We start from the raw sequence: 16,071 nt of genomic DNA, 5'->3' as shown, positions 1-16,071 counted from the left end.
TATGTTCCGGACTCCCGTTGAAATAGAGCCTCTCCCCCAACGTATTTCATTGCACGACTCACTGCTGTTGGTAGGTTCTTGTTTTGCTCAAGCGATAGGTAAACGATTTCAACAAAATAAATTTCGTGCCTGCATCAATCCGTTCGGTACGCTGTACAATCCGCTCTCAGTATTTGAATTACTGCTGAACGCTGCCAATCAATCAGTACCGGATGATGATACTTATCTAGTTAACCAAAATACACATTTCAACTACCATTTTCACTCCGATTTTAGCAGTGAGACTAAAGTAGACTTGCAGACGCAAATTGAACAAGCACTTGTAAGTACCCGCAATTATTTGAAACAATGTAGCTGGGTGGTGATTACGCTGGGATCAGCCTTTAGCTACCGGCGTAAAGAAACAGGGCAAGTCGTAGCTAACTGCCATAAAATGCCCGCTCGCCTATTTCGCCGTTGGCTGCTTGAACCAGGAGAAATGATTACTCAGTTTAAGCAACTCTATCGGGTGCTAAATACACTAAATCCTAATATCAAATACATTCTAACCGTCAGCCCGGTACGCCACCTTCGCGATACGCTGGTACAAAATTCAGTGAGCAAATCGGTGCTTCGGCTGGTAGCTCACACTATTCAGGAAAACTATCCGGAAGATGTTTACTATTTCCCAAGCTACGAACTGCTAATAGATGAATTGCGGGACTATCGTTTTTATCAAGCGGATATGCTTCACCCCTCGGAAGTGGCGGAGGATTATATCTGGCAAAAAGTAGCGGAGCACTACCTAGATGCTGAGGCGCAACAGTTTCTGAAAACCTGGAATCCTATTTATAGAGCAGTACAGCATCGAGCCTTTCGCCCAGCTTCCGAAGCCCATCAGCAATTTTTACGTAAAACGATTGAGCAGCTTAAGCAGTTAAAGCAGCAGGTAGATGTAATCGCCGAAATTCAAGAACTCGAACAACAACTTTTATGACCGCAAAATCTTCACAACCCTCGAACCACCTCATTCACGAAAGTAGTCCGTACTTACTTCAACACGCTCACAATCCGGTGTACTGGTATCCGTGGTCGGAAGAGTCATTGCAAAAGGCCAAAGATGAAGATAAGCCCATTATTGTGAGTATTGGCTATTCGGCTTGCCACTGGTGCCACGTAATGGAACGAGAGTGCTTTGAGGATGAAGAAGTGGCCGAACTGATGAATAAACATTTCATCAATATCAAAGTAGACCGGGAAGAACGGCCGGATGTGGATCAGATTTACATGGAAGCGGTGCAGACGATGGGTTTGCAAGGAGGCTGGCCACTGAACGTTTTCTTAACTCCCGATCAAAAACCTTTTTACGGGGGAACGTATTTTCCCAAACAAAACTGGCTACAGATTCTAAACAATGTAGCATTGGCCTACGAAAAGCAGCGAGAGCAAGTGGTGGAGGCAGCCGATAAGTTCGCCGAAGGCTTACAGGCTAGCGAAACTCTACGGTACAATATTTCAGCTTCTCAACCAGAGTTATATCCAGCCTCGGTGCAGCGTGAGCTGAGAGAAGTATTTCGGGCGTTCTCAGAACGGTTTGATACGGAAAAAGGAGGATTGAACAAAGCGCCGAAGTTTCCGATGCCCAGTCAGTGGCTATTTCTACTACGCTACCATTTTGTTACGGAAGATACCGAAGCACTGAACCACGCGCTACTCACGCTCGACCAAATAGCCTTGGGTGGTATCTACGACCAAATTGGCGGTGGCTTCGCCCGTTATTCGGTTGATGCTGAATGGTTTGCGCCCCACTTTGAAAAGATGTTATACGACAACGGTCAGCTACTCAGTTTGTACTCCGAAGCATTTAGCGTTACCCACAGCGATTTATACCGGCAGGTACTAACCGATACCATAGCCTTCGTACAACGAGAGCTTACCAGCCCGGAGGGTGGCTTTTACAGTGCGCTAGATGCTGATAGTGAAGGCGAAGAAGGAAAGTACTACGTCTGGAGCTACGACGAACTTCAGCAAGTGCTAGGCGATACGACTGATATGATCACCGACTATTTTAGTGCTACCCCCGAAGGAAACTGGGAAAACGGAAATAATATTCTGCATCTAAGCCAGTCTGAAGGCGAATTCGTTCGGAAGTACGAACTGAGCCTACCTGATTTTAGCGAAGTAGTTAACAAGGCTAAGCAGGACTTGTTGGAACGACGGTTGCAGCGAGAAAGACCCGGACTGGATGATAAGATTATTGCCGGGTGGAATGGTCTGATGCTGCGGGGGCTGATAGATGCCTACACAGCATTAGGTGAACAGTCTATTCTAGATTTGGCTCAACAGAACGCTCAATTTTTAAAGAGTAAGCTAATTCAAACGGAAGGTGAAGGAGCTAGTATCTCCCATACCTACGCGAAAGGTGAGCGCAAAATTGATGGTTTCTTAGACGATTACGCCTTTATAGCCGACGGACTGATTGCACTCTATCAGGTCAATTTCGATGAGCAGTGGTTGCACCTGGCCGATCAATTGGTGCAGTACGCCATTCGTCATTTCTATCACCAGAAAGAGCAATTTTTCTTTTATACCCCAGCTTCCTCTGAACTAATTGCTCGTAAAAAAGAACTATTCGATAATGTGATCCCAGCTTCCAATTCGGCAATGACCCGCAACCTGCATAAGCTAGGAGTATTGTTAGAAAAATCCGATTACACTGAGTTGGCGCAGGGTATGCTAAGCCGGATGCTACCGTTGGTCAAACAATATCCTTCGGATACTACCAATTGGGCGGTGCTGGCTACCGAAATGGCACTACCGCTGGCCGAGGTAGCTATTGTGGGGCCAGATCATCAGGAGGTAGCCTCGGAGCTTATCCAACACTACCATCCTAACAAAGTGGTGCTGGCTACTGAAAACGAAAGCGAACTTCCACTGCTAAAGGAACGAAGGGCAGAAGATGGTCAAACCACGCTCTATGTCTGTTACGATAAAACCTGTCAACTCCCGGTACACGCCGTATCTGATGCTCTAGATCAACTACAACGGAATTTGCCTTAGTCAAATACTACTCATTAGCTCGTTCGTAGCGGCGACTAAATTATCTCAGAACCTTTTCGCCTACAAAGACGTAGTATATAGGCATTGTCTTGAAAAATTGGGGCCGACCGGATTTGACAGGATGTGTGACTACGTGTGTAAGCATGCAGGCGCATGGGATGCGCGCCTTGACCCCTGAGTCCTAAACCATACTTGGCGAATCTAATTACGCCATGGCCGCCTAATTTTAGTCTAATAGACTAGAATAACGGGCATAATCGGTTGAGCCAACGGCTCCCGGGCCACATTCTGCCAACCGCTGTTCCGCTCGGTTGGATTACAGAGTGTCGACTCAGCAGAACTAGCTAAAGCGGCACTGCGACGCTCTAGCGAAACTTTAGCAGATACGGTTGCTGGCAGGTGCGCTATTTACCTTAGGCAACCCGACAATTGAATAATAGCTAAGCATGTAGAAGACACGATAGTGGCCTTCTCTGGACGAGGGTTCGAATCCCTCCGGCTCCACAAGTCTGATTCAGATAATCTTAAACCCCTTTAAATTTCAAAATTTAAAGGGGTTTTTCTTTTAAGCTCTTGATTTTCTAAGAAGCAGGTATTCAATCATTTCCAGCAAACACAACAATGAAAAGTTTTGGGTGGTATCCACCGTGGACTCGGCCCACTGGCTACCGCCTCGGTATTTTAACCTAACAATGACAAGACAATAAGCACACGAACCATACTTAGTATTGGAATACTACCGTTCCTTGCCAGTCTGTCTTCCGCTCAGCTGGTCATCGGCAAAAAAGCTATTGCGAAAGGCGGCGAAAACTTAGCTATTAATCTGGCGAAGGCTAGTGCATTGCCAAGGTAAAGAATTAGGATATGTTGATCTGAGTTTGGCTCGGGTCTCAGCGATTTTGAGTTGCCAATTTATCTCCCGTTGGCTTAGGTTGACATTTTGTGCCCAAGTGCTTGTTTCTCGTTGCAGCGTTTGTATATCTGTAGTGTACCCCATTACTGGACTACTAAGTAATCAACATTATACAACCAATAATGGAACAAGAAAAGCCTAATCAATAGGAAGAATTAAAGCAAATTGGCCGAACTGCTACCGATGCTTTGCGAGGCTACAGCTACGACGGCTTTGCCTAGGAGTACGAGTGAGTAACTCCACCGCTTTGACCCCAACAGCAAAGATGTATTGGCTCATAGCTAGATGTCAGCACTGCGTTAAAGGAACTTAATCAGCTAGTGGAAGCACGGCAGGGAAAACATCCTACTTTAAAGCAAAATATGCAGCTTCATCAGCAGTTAGAAGCCATTTTGCAAAAGCAAACAGAAGTTCAGGTGGAAAAAGCTAAACCGCTGGATGAACTATCGTTCTATGGAAAGCTCTTCTTATAAGAGCACAGCAAACTGCCAGAGCATGCCACTCAATTCATTCGCTTATCGGAAGCTCAGTAAGATCGTTTTGCTGATTTGTCTCGGCAACATGTCAGTTTTGAACTAGAATGTTGGCAGTCGGAACGTATAGGCTATACTACGTAGCTCTGGGCAGGCAATACTGTGGTAAGGAGCAAAAAAGACAGCTTCTTCCCTTGTCCGCTTTTTCGCCGAGCAACAAGGACAGAATGCGAAGCTGATTGCACAAACCCACACTACTAACTTCTTCTGAGCAGCCAGAAGTAGAACCTTCGAAGTGCTTAGCATCTTGGTAATTACCTCCAATTATATAAAATAGTCATCTATGTAAGTTGCACCACAATTTTATAGTTTGCTTGATGGGTGAGAAAAAAATGGTCGAGAATAAGCTTAGGAAAGCTTGAATCTTGGTTCTTTTCTCATTTCGTAAAGTCTACAATAGGTGTATTCAACTAAAAATTACTAATACCAAGTAAATCCTACTGGATAAGTACACTTAAGTTCAGATAGACTTTTTGCAGAAACTGTATCATAATGTATTTTCACTCTTAGTATGAAGTCTCAATTAATTGCTTCTGGTCTTAAACTGCTGCTAGCCACCGCTTGTACAACATCGTTGTATACGGATATCAGTTCTGATAGTCAGCGTATTACTATTGTAAAACAAGATACAATCTACACCTTCTCTACACTTACTGCTAATCAGTCTGTATCTCCCCAATCCGATAAATTTTATACTTGGTACTTAAGAAATAACATTGCTTATTCCCAAGGAGGATACGAAGGAAGGCTACTGCACGGTTCGTATACCAAAATGCTTCGTGATAATACATTGCTGGAAAAAGGAGCATACCGGGAGGGGCTCAAGGATGGAACATGGACACGCTGGCATACAAATGGAAAGATCAAGACTGTACGACAGTGGAAGCAAGGAGATGCAAGAGGTAGTCAGGAAACCTTCACGTCACAAGGTACTCTTCAGGAAACTCAGCACTTCCGAAGTGGTCAATTGCATGGCAAGGAAACACGCTATATGCTCTCACCAGATAGTTCAGTGCCAGTCCGTCAGACTCGAACTTGGAAAAATAATCAGCTTACAGGCCCTTTTGTTATTTACGATACTTTGGAACAAATTTATCAACAAGGAAGCTATCGACAAGGTAAATTGCACGGGAAAGTAGTTACTCATAATCGCTATGTTGAATCTGAACAACAGGAAAAGGTTATTACCCAATTGACCACATATCAGGACGGGAAGTTACACGGTAAGTTTAAAGAGCGATTTCCCGACGGTCATATCCGCCGTACAGGAAAGTATCGTTACGGAAAGCTTCATGGAAAAATAATTAGCTATGAGTTAACTCCATCTTCTGAAGGGGGAAATCAAGCTCATTATAGTAAACGGGTATACCGATGGAAAAACCAGCAACGGCATGGTGCTTTTAGAGAGTATAATTCTGATGGCACTCTAAGTAAAAGAGGTTCTTATCGAGATGGTAAGTTGCATGGTAAGCTAATTAGGTGGGATGAAGAAGATAATAAAATTATTCAGTACTACCAAGATGGCGAGTTGATAAAAACGCCCCTGAAAAGATCTGATTCGAAAAGTACATCTGAAGTAGAGCAATGAGAGAAATTATGAAAGGTTTTTTACCAATACGTGTCTCTGGGGGTATTTTATCTAGTGTATTGGCTATATCACTAGTCATCACTACTCTTTGCAGTAGTCTAATAATATTAGCTTACTACTATCGTAAAGCGACGATAGCATTTATGCGTAGCGATGATTTAATTCTAAATGCTCGGTCAGGGTTAGCATTGTTACGAGCTTCCCCAAATCGCTCTATATACCGACAAGGTAGATGGAATGATCTGTTTGAAAAAAAGCAGGATAGCGTATGGCTTCAGTGTAAGCCTTGGGGTATCTTTGATGTAGGGGTAGCCAAGGCAAAACGAGGCAGTGATAGCTATCAAAAAATGGCACTACTAGGCTACCTACCCGATACTCTGACACGGTCGGCACTTTACCTTTCCGACGAACAACGTCCGCTCTCCATCAGCGGTCATACTTATTTGAAAGGAGATTGCTACTTGCCGAAAGCAGGGATTAAAGGTGCATATGTTGACCAAGTTGGTTACCAAGGTGAGCAATTGGTTCACGGCTCTACTTTTGCCAGTCAGCCATCGCTGCCCTCAATTAACCAAGTTCGTTTAGATCATTTGCATCGCGTATTAAAAGGGGAATTACCAGATATGATTCCTCTAATGCATTTAGAAGATAGTATAACTCATTCTTTTGCTGACCCTTTGCTTTACTACCATAACCCACAGTCTGTTACAATCCAAGGAGTTATTCAGGGGAATGTAGTTATTACGTCGGAAGAAGCTATCTTTATCAACACCCAAGCACAGCTCGACGCAATAATTATCGCAGCACCCCGTGTAGTTGTTGCCTCTAGTTTTTCAGGTCGCCTACAGATACTAGCCACTGATACATTAATTATCGGTAGTCATTGTAAGCTAAGCTACCCATCGGCATTAGTACTACTGTCTTCTTCTAAAAGCAGTATGATCATCGGAGAATCAACCTTAGTACACGGGACTGTTTTCGTTACTGGAACGGACATGGATTATCATCAGCGGTCTATGAAGGTGAGGAACAATGGGATACTCAAAGGAATGGTCTATGTTGATGGCCTAGTAGAACTAGAAGGAAATATTCACGGCCATTTGAGCTGCCGGAAATTTCGTTATCGCGCAGATAATAGCCTATATGAAAACCATTTACTAAATGCTACTATTGATGCAAGTCAGCAATCCCCTTACTATTGCGGTGGGGGGCTTTGGGGAACCATTAATCAACCAGAGATAATTCAATGGCTTTGATTAAACGCAAAATAGAGGCTTCATCACTCATCGAGGTTATCGTCGGTATGGTACTTATCAGCCTGGTGATGGGCTTTGCCATGATGATATACATTAACGTATCTTCTTCGGCGAACTTCTCTTCCCAGTTACGCTATCAGCTACAGTTAAATGACCTTGCCCAAGAAACCAGACAGCAACAGAGCTTTTTTAACGAAACTTGGCAGGAAAGTACGGACAGTGAGGTAGTAATACGCAAGATAGTACAACCACATCCTCAAAGCCAGGATGGTTGGCTCATTCGCCTGGAAGCAGTAGGCCCGGAACGGTCTATCCTTGCTACCCACCAAATTATCGTTTATGCGCCCTAGAACTCGAGCATTTACGCTACCAGAACTCGCCGTAGTAATGGTCATAAGCAGTCTTTTGCTAATAGCTGCTTACTACGGCCTGACATTGATCCAGCAATACTATACTCGGTTTCGTACCCAGCAGGTGCAATCGCTTCAATACCGAACATTAAATAGTGTATTACAACAGGATTTCGAGAAGTCAAAGTACATTTTACGACAAGATAACCGAACCGTGACTTGCCATTGGGTTGAGGGAAGCACTAGCTATCAATTTACCAGCGATGCGGTGGTACGAAAACAAGCTGGATTACAGGAGAAATTTCCAGGAACGGCTCAGGATTTGCAGTGTTATTTCTTAACTCAAGAGGTATTTGTCGCTGGAAAACCCATCAGCACTCTGTCATTTACTCTCAAAGTGGAAGACCAACTTTTGCGCTACCGAGCTCAACGAACCTACGCAGCCGATGAATTAATGCAATTAACTCCAACAGTATGGCCGGACTAGATTTGCGTAACATGCAAACTGCTCAGCATCATAATGACACTTTGGGTAGTAAAAATAAGATAAGTCCTTCAACTAGTTCAGAGAAAGGGGTAATGAGTCAGGATATACAACTCTTTCCCACCCGCTTATCTGATAAACAGAAGGAGGCGTTGTATTTGGAGCTAGCTACCATGCTGGCTGCCGGAGTGGATATTAAAGCGGCTTTGGATTTGGTAGAAGAAGAGCAGCAAAACAAAAGGCAAGCAAAAATTATCCAAGACATTAAAGATCAGGTAGTAAATGGTGCTTCTTTTTCGCGGAGCCTGCAACTAAGCAATTACTTTACCCCTTACGAATACCACAGTATTCAGATTGGCGAAGAAATCGGTAAGCTCAGCCCGGTATTGCACGAGTTAGCCCGCTATTTTACGCAGAAACTAAAGCAACGTCGCCAGTTTACCAGTGCTCTTTCTTATCCGCTGTTAGTTCTGGCTACTTCCCTAGGAGCGGTAGGTTTTATGCTTTATTTTATTGTTCCCATGTTTTCTGATGTGTTCAAACGCTTCGGCGGGGATCTTCCGTACGTTACTCAGCTGATCATAAATCTCTCACAAGGGTTGAGCAACTATTTTTGGGTTATCCTACTCACTATACTAGGAACAATCGGTGGGACACTACTAGTAACCAAAAAGCTATGGTTTCAGAGAATAAGTGCCCAGTTAATCACTCATATACCGGTATTTGGTCGCATCTACACTGGCATTTACTTAGCTCAATTTTGTAGTTCTATGGCTCTGCTGGTTGGAGCAAAAGTACCACTACTGCGAGCCGTACAACTGGTGAGGCAAATGATCGCCTTTCACCCTATCCATCACGCGCTGACCCAGATAGAACAGGATATTATGCAAGGTCGCGAGCTACATCAAAGTCTATCTTGTTTTCCTATTTTTGATACCCGATTGGTTGCGTTAATTAAAGTTGGTGAAGAAGTGAATCAGTTAGATGTTTTCTTTCAAAAGTTGTCCCTTCACTACTCAGAAGACGTAGAACATAAAACTTCCTTACTAAGCACATTTATGGAGCCACTAATGATTATCTTTTTAGGGCTAGTCGTTGGCTTCATTCTCATTGCGATGTACCTGCCTATGTTTCAGTTATCTACCAGCATTGGAGGATAAGTAATTTACAGTTAATAGCGAATAATATACAATTGATAGTGAGGAGTTGAAAGCTAAAAGATCAAGGTTAAAGACGAATAATTAAGTACAGATAACTGGGAAAGTTTTCTGTGGACTATAGACCAGTGACTGTCAGCTATTGAGTATGCTCGCTCGAATTCTGCTAAAAACTTACCCGCCTACCTAGTCAAGAGAAAAACTGTTTTTTAGCGATTCTATTATTATTTACTTTGTAAGATAAAGTATAATAAAAATAATATATGAAGGCTGCCAAAGCACATGCATTTACATTGACCGAGCTGTTAGTCGTACTGGTTATCATTGGTATTCTGGTTTTGCTATCCATGCCGGTTCTAATGCCCCTTATTTCCCGCACTCGGAGCGTAGAAGCTAAGCAGGCACTAAAGCACTTGCACACGCTAGAAAAAACTTACTTCTACGAACATTCCCGCTACTCGGATAATATTATTGCTGTTGGTTTTGAGCAAGAGAGGCTGATAACCGATGGGGAAGGCGGAAAAGCAAATTACCTCGTTGAGGTAATTGATGCCAACCCTACTTCCTTTCGAGCCCGGGCAACAGCAGTTGTAGACTTTGATGGGGACGGGCAATTTAATGTATGGGAAATTGACCAGCAAGGGGCTCTACAGGAAATAACCCCAGATTAGAACGGTGATAGAAATAGCAATAGTAGTGATAGTTACAGGTGGGTTAATGATCATACTTGCCTGGATGGCATGGGAAGATACTCGCTACCGAGCCATTAGCCTCTGGACATTTCCCGTAGTCTTCGGGTTGATATGTCTGGGCAGAGGGTACTGTACTTCCTTTTCACAGACAATGTGGTCACTCGTAATCAATGTATTGATTTTGAGTATTCAGTTGGGGGGAGTGTGGTTGTATCTCATTCTTAAGCACCAACAGTTGATAAACCCCATGAAAGGTTATCTTGGATGGGGTGATGTTCTGTTCTGGCTGGCTCTATGCCCAGCATTAACGCCATTAACTTTTATGTTTTTCTACACCTCTAGTCTAGTATTGGCCCTACTGGCTCATTTCGCACTACGAAGGTATTCCTTTTACGGAAATACGCAGAAGATACCCTTAGCTGGGCTGCAAGCTATATGCTACACTGGTTGGTTATTGGCGTTTGGTTTCAACGATACAATACTTTGGATATAATGACACCTGCGGATCAGATTGTACTAGACACCGAGACGATGCAGTGCCTGACAGCAGAGCAGGCCTGGCACTATCGCACTGTGCCTAAACGAATTACTACTAGTACGTTGGAGTGCTACGCTGATGATCAGCAGTTGAATGATGAATTGGTAGACGAGCTAGAAATGTTGACCGGAAAAAGTATTACACTGTATCCGGTATCGACTACTATCCTGGAGCGTGCACTTACGCAGTACTATCCTAAGAAAACGATTCGTAAAAAACCCGAAGGAGGCAGTCGTGCAATATCAATAGGCTCAGGCGATTTTGTGTTGCAGTTGGTAATAGAAGCAAAATCCCTGGATAGTAGTGACATTCATATTGAGACCTATGAAGCTCAGTGCCGGGTGCGGATGCGGATAGACGGAAAGCTAATCGAGCGGCTGATCATTCAAAAAGAAGAGTATCCAGCCCTGGTTAATAAAATAAAAATCATGGCGAACCTGGATATTGCTGAAAAGCGGTTACCCCAGGATGGCCGGATCTTTTTTCATCAGGAGGGCTTTAAGTTTGATATTCGGGTATCGGTGGTACCTACCCTGCACGGAGAGAAGATTGTGCTACGATTGTTGGGTAGTGATACCTCGGAAATCGAGCTTTCTCAACTCGGTTTTGCTCCCGCCGATTTGGAACATTACCTGGAAGGTATTCGTCGCCCTAACGGTATACTCCTTATTAGTGGGCCAACCGGTTCAGGGAAGACAACCACGCTGTATGCAACACTAAAACTTCTCAACGAAGAGAGCCGCAATATTTTGACCATTGAAGACCCCATTGAATATACGCTTAAAGGTATCAATCAAGTTCAGCTAAAGGAGAATATCGGTCTGGATTTTGGAAGGGCCTTACGAACTTTTCTTCGGCAAGACCCGGATGTGATTATGGTCGGGGAGATCCGGGACACAGATACGGGCAATATGGCAATCCGGGCGGCGCTCACCGGGCACTTGGTATTGTCTACGATCCATACCAATTCGGCCTGGGGTACAGTGTCCCGCTTGGTTGATATGGGAACTCCGTCTTACTTGTTGGCCAATACCTTGAACACCACCGTAGCTCAGCGGTTGGTACGGGTGTTGTGTCCGAATTGTAAGCAGTTAATGCCATTCTATGAAGAGCTATACCCAAAAAGCTTTCGCCCTTTTCAGAAGGTTTCTGAGCATTATGTAGCTCGGGGCTGTGAGCAGTGCTATCAGACTGGCTACCAAGGACGAAAAGCGATCTACGAAGTAGTCCCCATTGATGCTACGCTTAGTGAGAAAATCAAAGAAAACGAATACCAGGTAGGTGACCTGCTTCAGGAGAGAGGGATCAAAACCTTAGCCGAGAATGCATTTGCCCTGTTTGCCGAGGGGCAAACCAGCTTAGAAGAGATTTATCCCCTACTTTTTAACTACTAAGTGAGGATGCGTCAAAAGATACAGTGGATCATAGGGTTGATGTGGGTACTAAGCTGGGGAGGATTGGCAGAAGTAGTTATTGCGCAGGAAAGGTACTATTCGGATGAAGACCGGCTACGCCAGATTAAGTACGCGCTGGATGATTTGGCTATTGAGGTACCGGGGCTGGAAGAAACTGCCAATTTTTCGGTGGTAGCTGCCCCCCTACAGGAACTACTGCGGGGTATCTCTGAAACGCACCGACTTAATATCAGCGTTGATCCGGCTATTAGTGCTCAGGTTACTAATAATTTTCACGACGTACTGGTTAAAGACCTCCTTTATTTTTTGTGTAAGGAGTACCAGTTAGACGTTCGCTTCGTCAATAATATTATGTCCTTCTATCCATACCAACGGCCTAAAGCTCCGGCACTACCGTATGAGGAAAAGGAACTTAGTATTGAGTACGATAATCAAAATGACCTGTTGTCAGTGAATCTAAACCGGGATAGCCTAACCATTTTCACCCGCCAGCTCACGGAAAAGAGCGGGAAAAATATAATACTTGCCTCTGAGGTACGAGACAATGTAGTCAGTGCCTACTTGCGTAATGCTCCTTTTGATCAGGGACTGGAAAAAGTGGCCTTTGCTAATAACTTAACAACCCGTAAAACCGAGGATGGCTTCTACATTATTGAACCTAAATCCGGTAGCTCAGAGGCAACTACGACTACTTCGGTGGTTCGTCGTTCAGCCAATCATCGTCGTAATCATCAAGGTAACGGCACTTCATCAGAGGGCACTTCTAGTAGCTTTTTTGAATTAAAACTGCTGGTAAGTGAAACCGGAGATAGCCTATTATCTATTGAAGCATTGGAAGTCCCTATTGTAGAAGTTATTGAGGCGGCTTCTCGTCGTCTCAACAAAGATTATGTGTTCTTCACTGTGCCGGAAGGAGTAGCGACCTGCTTTTTGAAAGAAGTAAGTTACGAAAACCTACTTAGTTTCTTACTACAAAATACTCAGCATACCTACCGGCAGCAAGAATCAGTTTATCTGATTGGGCAGCGAAACCAGGAAGGACTGAGAAGTTCTGAACTGATCCGTATGCAGTTTCGCACAGTAGAAGAAGTAGAAGAAATTATTCCGGTCGAATTGCGACAGGGCGTGGAAATTAAAGTATTTAAAGACTTAAATAGCATTATTGTTAGCGGCGGTCGCCCTCAAATCAATGAGGTAAAGGCATTTCTTCGCGGTATTGATCAATTAGTACCTAATATTTTGATTGAGGTTATCGTGGTAGACGTGAAAAAAGGAAGCAGTTTGCAAACTGGTATTCAAGCTGGATTATCAGACTCTACCGTCACTACGGGTGGGCAGATATTATCAGGAGTGGATATGACTCTCAGTTCCCGATCCATCAACAGCGTACTAAGCAAGTTGAGTAATAATGGTATTGTTAATCTCGGGCAAGTTACTCCGCAGTTTTACGTCAACTTACAAGCCCTGGAAAATGAGAATATGATTAATGTTCGCTCTACACCTAAACTGTCTACCTTGAATGGACATGAAGCTGCTTTGTCGATTGGGCAAACACAGTTTTTTGCCGAACAAACTCAGAATATCACAACTGGGGTAAGCCCCATTAATACCGTAACCCAACGATTTCGCGAGCTAGAAGCGAATCTAGAAATTAAAATCAATCCATTTGTAGCAGGAGATGAACATGTGACCCTAAATATAGAAGCCTCTTTTTCCGACTTTATTGAGCCTACCGGAGAAGGACTACCTCCTGGTAATGCAACCCGTAGCTTTATTTCCAAGATTCGGGTACGCGATCAGGAAATGATTGTACTGGGGGGATTAGAGGAAGTACGCCGCAGTAATTCCGGCTCAGGCACTCCCGGACTATCGCGGGTTCCGGTCTTGAAGTGGTTGTTTAGTTCCCGCTCGAAAAGCCGGGCGAAAAACCAACTGATTATTTTCATCAAACCTACGATTGTCTATTGATGAAAGCATGGGATACCATATCAAACCGTTGGCTGAAGAGCAAGACCGTGGCGGGGGTTCACGCCCGTTGGGCACCCTCTCAAGAATGCACCTTTTCAGTCTGCGTACTGGAACAACGTAAGCAAATGATCCAGGTAGTGACCAAACGAGCTGGCATTAAGCGTTGGGAAGAACTTACTGAATATATTGCCCCACATACACCGATACATCTTACCGTAGAAGGGAAAGGTATTCTGGTACGAAAAGTAGCGGAAGATAGTCAAAATTATCTCAGTGAAATTATTCCCGATGCCCGACTTGAAGATTTTTACGCTATTCGTTATTCAGGGCAATGGGTGGGAATTGCCCGCCGGAGTGTGGTGGATAAGCTGTTAGAACGTTTTAACGGACATCATAGATGGGTACTATCGGTACAGTTAGGCCCCTTTTCACTGAATACAATCCTTCCGTACTTGTCTCAAGAAATCACTGCTCTGCACCTTCCTTTCCAAAACATTGATGTTGCCGATCAACAACTACAACAAATACATACTACGAATGAGCACGATCATTCGGAAGCCCGCTATACTATCGGTGATGAGGTTATACCCTCCCGGGACTTACTAGCGTATGCTACCGCCCTTTCGTACTTTATACCAGTAGAAGGCAACCTACCACAGCAGGCCACTCAAGCCGAGTTCAAACAACGCCAGATATTTACAAAATCACTTCCAGTAATATTAGGCTTTTTTTTGCTGGTACTGTTGATCAATTCGGTAGTTTATTTTCGGGCTTTTCAGCAAAATGAGTTACTAGTTGGCGAAAGTGTGGCTCATCAATCAGTATTGCAGAAATTAACCACACTACAGCAAGAAGTAGCAGAAAAAGAGGCCTTTTTGACTACCCTCAACTGGGAAAATAGCCGCAGTAAAGCCTCGCTTGCCGACCGTTTGGCAGCTACGGTACCAAACGATATTGTTCTAACTCAATTGCACGTAAGCCCCTTAGATGAAAACCGCTACCGAAAAGATAAGAGGAAAGTGTTTGATAGTAGCCAGCTACGGATAACTGGGCACTGCCACGATATGGTTGTTTTAAATCGCTGGCTTAGTGAGCTGGAACAGCAACCTTGGGTAGCTAAGCTTCAGAACCAGCAGTATACGGCGGATGCCAGTCGGGAAGCCGGAGAGTTTATGTTCACCTTACTACTTCAGCCATGAACTCGCTCAGTTATCGTCGTAAGAATCAGTTGTTGCTCGCTTTGTCCGGTATACTATTGCTGTTGGTACTGGGCGTTTCGGTTCGTAAGACAGTGAGTCTAGTCCAAGTCAACGCTGATTTACAACAGCAGTTGGAACAGGCTACAGGAGCACCCCAACGGATTGCCCAGTTGGAGCAGCGGTCTACTCAATTAGGATCAGTCATGGCCATGGGTACGGCGGAAAGTGCCCTACGGAGAGAGTTGTTCGAGAAAATTGGTGCCTACTGTCAGCAACATCAGTTACAATTACACTCCTTTCAGGAGGCAGAAACATTTATAGAAGAACACCTAGAAGTAGAAACCCATGAGTTGATATTAGAGGGAAGCTTTCAAGCTCAAGTCCGAGTATGCCAGGCACTGGAATCTAGCTTACAACAAGGAAGAGTTACTTCGATAGTTTTTAACACTATCTACGACCGACGGGAGAAACAAACGTATTTACAGGGGCAGTTTTTTATTCAGGGAATAAAAGAAATAACCAATGATAAAAATAGGTAAAACCATACTGTGGCTGGTATACCTTGGGTTACTAGGTTTGATCAGTTGCGATGACTTTATCGCTGAGGATGTCTCTAATGAAACCATTGTACTGCTAGCCCCGGCTGATTTAATAACGACAGAGCGAACTGACATCATCCTTTGGTGGGAGAGTTTATCTGTAAATACTTTGTACCGGGTACAAGTAGTTAGTCCTACTTTTGAGAAATCCGCCACCTTGACTATTGATACATTGGTTCAAACCCATCAACTCCCGCTGGTATTGACAGCAGGGCAATATGCCTGGCGGGTACGGGCTGAAAATGCCACTTACCAAGGCACTTTTAGCCCAGCTAGAAGTTTTACAGTTGATCCACCTGCTGCTATTCCGAATGATGATCCGGTAGAAACTGATGGCTAA

At 44.1% G+C, this 16,071-nt stretch carries 16 protein-coding genes and 1 other RNA gene; 16 read left to right on the top strand and 1 reads right to left on the bottom strand.

The window, feature by feature from the left end:
* The first annotated feature begins 1 nt into the window (after position 1).
* The 3 genes from P0M28_RS10340 to ssrA all read left to right on the top strand — a co-directional run bounded on the left by P0M28_RS10340 (position 2) and on the right by ssrA (position 3,546).
* The gene (locus tag P0M28_RS10340) at positions 2–976 is read left to right on the top strand and encodes a GSCFA domain-containing protein (protein WP_302209825.1); all 975 of its coding nucleotides are present in this window, start codon (positions 2–4) and stop codon (positions 974–976) included.
* Positions 973–3,039 carry a thioredoxin domain-containing protein gene (locus P0M28_RS10335; protein ID WP_302209824.1) on the top strand — a complete coding sequence of 689 codons (2,067 nt, stop codon included), beginning with the start codon at positions 973–975 and terminating at the stop codon, positions 3,037–3,039. The genes P0M28_RS10340 and P0M28_RS10335 overlap by 4 nt, the downstream gene beginning before the upstream one ends.
* A 99-nt stretch (positions 3,040–3,138) precedes the next feature.
* Positions 3,139–3,546: a transfer-messenger RNA gene (ssrA, locus tag P0M28_RS10330) on the top strand.
* Between the two features lie 304 nt (positions 3,547–3,850).
* Here the strand turns inward: ssrA and P0M28_RS10325 are convergent.
* The gene (locus tag P0M28_RS10325) at positions 3,851–4,036 is read right to left on the bottom strand and encodes a hypothetical protein (RefSeq protein WP_302209823.1); all 186 of its coding nucleotides are present in this window, start codon (positions 4,034–4,036) and stop codon (positions 3,851–3,853) included.
* A gap of 236 nt (positions 4,037–4,272) precedes the next feature.
* Between P0M28_RS10325 and P0M28_RS10320 the strand changes: the two genes are divergently transcribed.
* The 13 genes from P0M28_RS10320 (at position 4,273) to P0M28_RS10260 (ending at position 16,071) form a co-directional block, all read left to right on the top strand.
* Entirely contained in the window at positions 4,273–4,425 is a 153-nt protein-coding gene (locus tag P0M28_RS10320) for a hypothetical protein (RefSeq protein WP_302209822.1), read from the top strand.
* Between the two features lie 571 nt (positions 4,426–4,996).
* Positions 4,997–6,073 carry a toxin-antitoxin system YwqK family antitoxin gene (locus P0M28_RS10315; RefSeq protein ID WP_302209821.1) on the top strand — a complete coding sequence of 359 codons (1,077 nt, stop codon included), beginning with the start codon at positions 4,997–4,999 and terminating at the stop codon, positions 6,071–6,073.
* Positions 6,074–6,081: 8 nt separating this feature from the next.
* Positions 6,082–7,329, top strand: a complete 1,248-nt coding sequence (locus P0M28_RS10310; RefSeq protein ID WP_302209820.1) for a hypothetical protein — start codon at positions 6,082–6,084, stop codon at positions 7,327–7,329.
* On the top strand, positions 7,326–7,679 hold the full coding sequence (locus P0M28_RS10305; RefSeq protein ID WP_302209819.1) for a PilV family protein: 354 nt from the start codon (positions 7,326–7,328) through the stop codon (positions 7,677–7,679). The genes P0M28_RS10310 and P0M28_RS10305 overlap by 4 nt, the downstream gene beginning before the upstream one ends.
* A complete protein-coding gene (locus tag P0M28_RS10300; RefSeq protein WP_302209818.1) occupies positions 7,669–8,166 on the top strand; it encodes a PulJ/GspJ family protein in 498 nt (165 codons plus the stop codon). The genes P0M28_RS10305 and P0M28_RS10300 overlap by 11 nt, the downstream gene beginning before the upstream one ends.
* Positions 8,154–9,323: a type II secretion system F family protein gene (locus P0M28_RS10295; RefSeq protein ID WP_302209817.1), complete on the top strand. Its 1,170-nt coding sequence runs from the start codon at positions 8,154–8,156 to the stop codon at positions 9,321–9,323. Before P0M28_RS10300 ends, P0M28_RS10295 begins: the two co-directional genes overlap by 13 nt.
* 260 nt (positions 9,324–9,583) lie before the next feature.
* Positions 9,584–9,991 carry a type IV pilin protein gene (locus tag P0M28_RS10290; RefSeq protein WP_302209816.1) on the top strand — a complete coding sequence of 136 codons (408 nt, stop codon included), beginning with the start codon at positions 9,584–9,586 and terminating at the stop codon, positions 9,989–9,991.
* Positions 9,992–10,055: 64 nt separating this feature from the next.
* Positions 10,056–10,505: a hypothetical protein gene (locus P0M28_RS10285; RefSeq protein WP_302209815.1), complete on the top strand. Its 450-nt coding sequence runs from the start codon at positions 10,056–10,058 to the stop codon at positions 10,503–10,505.
* Positions 10,505–11,944 (top strand): GspE/PulE family protein, encoded by a 1,440-nt coding sequence (locus tag P0M28_RS10280; RefSeq protein ID WP_302209814.1) that lies wholly within the window; start codon positions 10,505–10,507, stop codon positions 11,942–11,944. Before P0M28_RS10285 ends, P0M28_RS10280 begins: the two co-directional genes overlap by 1 nt.
* Before the next feature lie 6 nt (positions 11,945–11,950).
* Positions 11,951–13,933, top strand: a complete 1,983-nt coding sequence (locus P0M28_RS10275; RefSeq protein ID WP_302209813.1) for a type II secretion system protein GspD — start codon at positions 11,951–11,953, stop codon at positions 13,931–13,933.
* Positions 13,933–15,132 (top strand): hypothetical protein, encoded by a 1,200-nt coding sequence (locus P0M28_RS10270; RefSeq protein ID WP_302209812.1) that lies wholly within the window; start codon positions 13,933–13,935, stop codon positions 15,130–15,132. Before P0M28_RS10275 ends, P0M28_RS10270 begins: the two co-directional genes overlap by 1 nt.
* Positions 15,129–15,671, top strand: a complete 543-nt coding sequence (locus P0M28_RS10265; protein ID WP_302209811.1) for a hypothetical protein — start codon at positions 15,129–15,131, stop codon at positions 15,669–15,671. Before P0M28_RS10270 ends, P0M28_RS10265 begins: the two co-directional genes overlap by 4 nt.
* Positions 15,655–16,071, top strand: coding sequence for a hypothetical protein (locus tag P0M28_RS10260; RefSeq protein WP_302209809.1), 417 nt, complete (start codon positions 15,655–15,657; stop codon positions 16,069–16,071). The genes P0M28_RS10265 and P0M28_RS10260 overlap by 17 nt, the downstream gene beginning before the upstream one ends.

It is taken from the genome of Tunicatimonas pelagia, from assembly GCF_030506325.1.
GTDB lineage: Bacteria > Bacteroidota > Bacteroidia > Cytophagales > Cyclobacteriaceae > Tunicatimonas > Tunicatimonas pelagia.
This window is presented reverse-complemented; position numbering and strand designations above follow the sequence as displayed.

Bases quoted from the DNA above. Each gene is read 5' to 3' on its own strand.
- P0M28_RS10315 (WP_302209821.1), top strand. From the start codon at position 4,997: ATGAAGTCTCAATTAATTGCTTCTGGTCTTAAACTGCTGCTAGCCACC.
- P0M28_RS10310 (WP_302209820.1), top strand. From the start codon at position 6,082: ATGAAAGGTTTTTTACCAATACGTGTCTCTGGGGGTATTTTATCTAGT.
- P0M28_RS10265 (WP_302209811.1), top strand. From the start codon at position 15,129: ATGAACTCGCTCAGTTATCGTCGTAAGAATCAGTTGTTGCTCGCTTTG.
- P0M28_RS10275 (WP_302209813.1), top strand. From the start codon at position 11,951: ATGCGTCAAAAGATACAGTGGATCATAGGGTTGATGTGGGTACTAAGC.
- P0M28_RS10290 (WP_302209816.1), top strand. From the start codon at position 9,584: ATGAAGGCTGCCAAAGCACATGCATTTACATTGACCGAGCTGTTAGTC.
- P0M28_RS10270 (WP_302209812.1), top strand. From the start codon at position 13,933: ATGAAAGCATGGGATACCATATCAAACCGTTGGCTGAAGAGCAAGACC.
- P0M28_RS10340 (WP_302209825.1), top strand. From the start codon at position 2: ATGTTCCGGACTCCCGTTGAAATAGAGCCTCTCCCCCAACGTATTTCA.
- P0M28_RS10325 (WP_302209823.1), bottom strand. From the start codon at position 4,036: ATGGGGTACACTACAGATATACAAACGCTGCAACGAGAAACAAGCACT.
- P0M28_RS10295 (WP_302209817.1), top strand. From the start codon at position 8,154: ATGGCCGGACTAGATTTGCGTAACATGCAAACTGCTCAGCATCATAAT.
- P0M28_RS10260 (WP_302209809.1), top strand. From the start codon at position 15,655: ATGATAAAAATAGGTAAAACCATACTGTGGCTGGTATACCTTGGGTTA.
- P0M28_RS10335 (WP_302209824.1), top strand. From the start codon at position 973: ATGACCGCAAAATCTTCACAACCCTCGAACCACCTCATTCACGAAAGT.
- P0M28_RS10285 (WP_302209815.1), top strand. From the start codon at position 10,056: ATGGCATGGGAAGATACTCGCTACCGAGCCATTAGCCTCTGGACATTT.
- P0M28_RS10300 (WP_302209818.1), top strand. From the start codon at position 7,669: ATGCGCCCTAGAACTCGAGCATTTACGCTACCAGAACTCGCCGTAGTA.
- P0M28_RS10280 (WP_302209814.1), top strand. From the start codon at position 10,505: ATGACACCTGCGGATCAGATTGTACTAGACACCGAGACGATGCAGTGC.